We start from the raw sequence: 2,942 nt of genomic DNA on the forward strand, positions 1-2,942 counted from the left end.
AAACGAGAAAATAGATGTCGGTACTGCTTTAAGATCAACACGACCTAGCTTAGGGCAGCGCCGAAGAACTCCACCGCTTCTGCCAACACGTCTAAAAAGCGATCCACCTCCGCCAACGTGTTGTACAGGTAAACACTGGCTCGGGCAGTGGACTGTACTCCCAAATAGCGATGGAGGGGCTGAGTGCAGTGGTGCCCCGCTCGAACGGCAATGCCTTGCTCATCCAGCAAAGTAGACAGGTCATGGGGATGGACAGCCTCCACCGAAAAGCTAACCAGCCCTGCCCGTCGCGCCGGATCCTTGGGGCCATAAACCGTAATACCCGCTATGCGCTGGATCCCGTCCAACAGGTGGGTAATCAACCTTTGTTCATGGGCATGAACCCGCTCCAGACCGATCTGGCTCAAGTAATCTACGGCTGCCCCCAGCCCCACCGCCTGGGCAATCGCCGGCGTACCAGCCTCAAATTTGTGGGGGATATCCGCATAGGTGGCGTGATCCCAGTACACATCGGCGATCATCTCTCCCCCACCCAAAAAAGGGGGCATCGCTCGCAGCAGCTCCCGCCTGCCGTAGAGGACGCCAATCCCCGTTGGGCCACACATCTTGTGCCCCGAAAAGGCCAGCCAATCGCAATTCAGCGCCTGGACATCCACAGGCATGTGGGGCACGCTCTGGCAGGCATCCAGCAAAACCTTGGCCCCGTAGCGATGGGCCAGCTCAGTCATCTCCTGGACGGGATTGATGGATCCCAGCATGTTGGAGACCTGGGTTACCGCCACCAAGCGGGTGCGGTCGCTGAGCAAAGACCGGTAGTGCTCCAGATCCAACTCTCCCTCTGGCGTGATCTGGATGAACTTGAGGTGGGCTCCCGTCTTCTGGGCCACCCATTGCCACGGGATTAGGTTGCTGTGGTGCTCCATCACCGAGAGGACGATCTCATCCCCCCGCTCCAGATGGCTCAAGCCCCAACTGTAGGCCACCAGATTGATGGCTTCGCTGGCATTGCGGGTGTAGATGATCTCCTGAGGAGAAGGCGCGTTCACAAACCGAGCGATCTTTTCCCGCGCCCCCTCATAGGCATCTGTGGCTTCGTTGCTCAGCGTATGGACCCCACGATGCACGTTGGCGTTGCAGTGTCGACAGTAATGATCCATCGCCTGCATAACCGCCAGTGGCTTTTGAGAAGTGGCGGCATTGTCAAAGTAGATTAGCGGGTGGCCGTTGACCTGGCGCTGCAAAATCGGAAAATCTGACCGCACCTGGGCAGCCAGATCGAAAGAATGGTCAAGCTTGAGAGAAGAAAGGGGGGATACCGCCATGGTCTGCGCAAAAAGCCTGCTTCCCTCAGTATGACATCGCTTCCGGCCAGCCTTCGGCAAACCCATCCGCCCAATCCCTTCCAGCATCCAGGGATCCCTTCCGCCCTGACCTGAAAGCGAAACTTGTCACAAAATGTAACTTTGTGTTAAGTTTGGTTACAGCAACCAATACGAGGTATTAGCAATGCAATCGTCTCCCAGAATCCCTTCTCGTCTGGACTCCGCTTCTGTTGCCCAGTACTACGACACCACCAACGACTGGATTCCGGGCTGGACGGAGCAAGCGGAGCGTTGGAATGGACGCTTGGCCATGTTGGGCTTGGTGATCAGCATTGCTACAGAAGCGGTGCTGGGCCACAGTGTTTTTGCCAGCACTCTCGCCCAGTGGCTAGGTCTGCAATAACCTGCAATAATTTGTCGAAGAACTTTTCGGTAGAGCCACATTGGACATCTCACAGACTTTCTCTTCGGCTTTGAGATGTTACAGCTCTACCCTTTTTGGGAGCTTTTTCACCCTTCAATCCCTATCTCGACAGTCCGATGATGCTTGACAATCCCTTCCTCCCCTACATTGCCGTCATGGTGGCCGGGTTGGTGGCTGCTGTTGTGATTGGTTCGATGGCTTTCTTCAACTCCAAGCGCCCTGCCGGTTGGGAGAGTGCCAGTCGCCCGCGGTATGTGCCGCAGTACGGTCAAGATGGCGATACCCCGCCGGAGTGGGAGATTGGCTGGACGGAGAAGGCGGAGCGATGGAACGGACGGCTGGCCATGCTGGGGTTTGCCATCAGTGTTGTGGTAGAGGCCATAGTGGGCCACAGCGTGTTTGCCTCTGCACTGGGGATCCGCTGATCCCAGTTGAAAGCTGTCCGGCGCCCAGTCGTCTCGAGGAAATAAAGGCGGAAGCTATGGAAGCCTGCTTTTTCCTCATGCGTGCTCTTTGTCTTTGCCGTGCAGTACTACCTCGCTTATCTCCTGGAAAGGCTGTACCCAAAGATCGGTGCCTCCTCCATTCGGTTGGTGTCTAGCCATCTGTTGCCTGTCTAATATGATTCTCAAAGGTGAGACGTGCTGGAAGCTCAGAAAGGTTCATAGGGATACCCACAAGCTTGAGTGTCTTGAAAAATAGATGGAAGTTATCTACCTTGTCACAGCGGAAGTAACAATCAGAGCTCTTTGTTGACCTAGACCCTGAGATAAACTCCAGGCGGAATACGTAACCATCCTCACTATCAATGCACAGCTTAATCTCTTTGATAGCCTGGATCCTAAATAACAATCGCTCTGAAGAACCGAAATCCTCGACTCTAACGTACTCCCTACTTATGGCAACGCATCCAAATGAAACCTCTTGTCCACGCTCAATTGCTTCTCTCATGCCTTTCCAGCGCGTGGAGCAAATGTAGCTGGCTACATACCTCATCAAAGGCAAAGACGGGGAAGATATAGATACGACAGGATTTCCTTGGCAATTGATGTAGTAGCTGTAGTATGGGTAGCATTCTGATTTGACAAAACCGACACTCTTCTTTCTGAAGTCCACGTTCACTGAGACAATTTCGTTATACCTATAGGCAAGTCTGTTCTGCTTTCCTAGGTTGTGTTGATCTTTCATTTGAGCCA

The 2,942-nt window shown here is 53.9% G+C and carries 4 protein-coding genes; 2 read left to right on the forward strand and 2 right to left on the reverse strand.

Annotation, left to right across the window (positions count from 1 at the left end; translation table 11 throughout):
* Positions 1-44 precede the first annotated feature (44 nt).
* Complete coding sequence (locus tag NW856_RS04410; protein WP_414399303.1) at positions 45-1,322, reverse strand: cysteine desulfurase; 1,278 nt, start codon at positions 1,320-1,322, stop codon at positions 45-47.
* Positions 1,323-1,506: 184 nt separating this feature from the next.
* Between NW856_RS04410 and NW856_RS04415 the strand changes: the two genes are divergently transcribed.
* Together NW856_RS04415 and psb35 are read left to right on the forward strand one after the other, a co-directional pair.
* Entirely contained in the window at positions 1,507-1,725 is a 219-nt protein-coding gene (locus NW856_RS04415; protein ID WP_011433585.1) for a hypothetical protein, read from the forward strand.
* Positions 1,726-1,862: 137 nt separating this feature from the next.
* The gene (gene psb35, locus NW856_RS04420; protein WP_414374670.1) at positions 1,863-2,171 is read left to right on the forward strand and encodes a photosystem II assembly protein Psb35; all 309 of its coding nucleotides are present in this window, start codon (positions 1,863-1,865) and stop codon (positions 2,169-2,171) included.
* Positions 2,172-2,343: 172 nt separating this feature from the next.
* On the opposite strand, the gene NW856_RS04425 is transcribed toward psb35, so the two are convergent.
* On the reverse strand, positions 2,344-2,942 hold a 599-nt coding region (locus tag NW856_RS04425), incomplete at its 5' end, for a hypothetical protein (RefSeq protein ID WP_414399304.1).

The sequence above is a fragment of the Synechococcus sp. R3-13 genome, assembly GCF_047462195.1.
GTDB lineage: Bacteria > Cyanobacteriota > Cyanobacteriia > Thermostichales > Thermostichaceae > Thermostichus.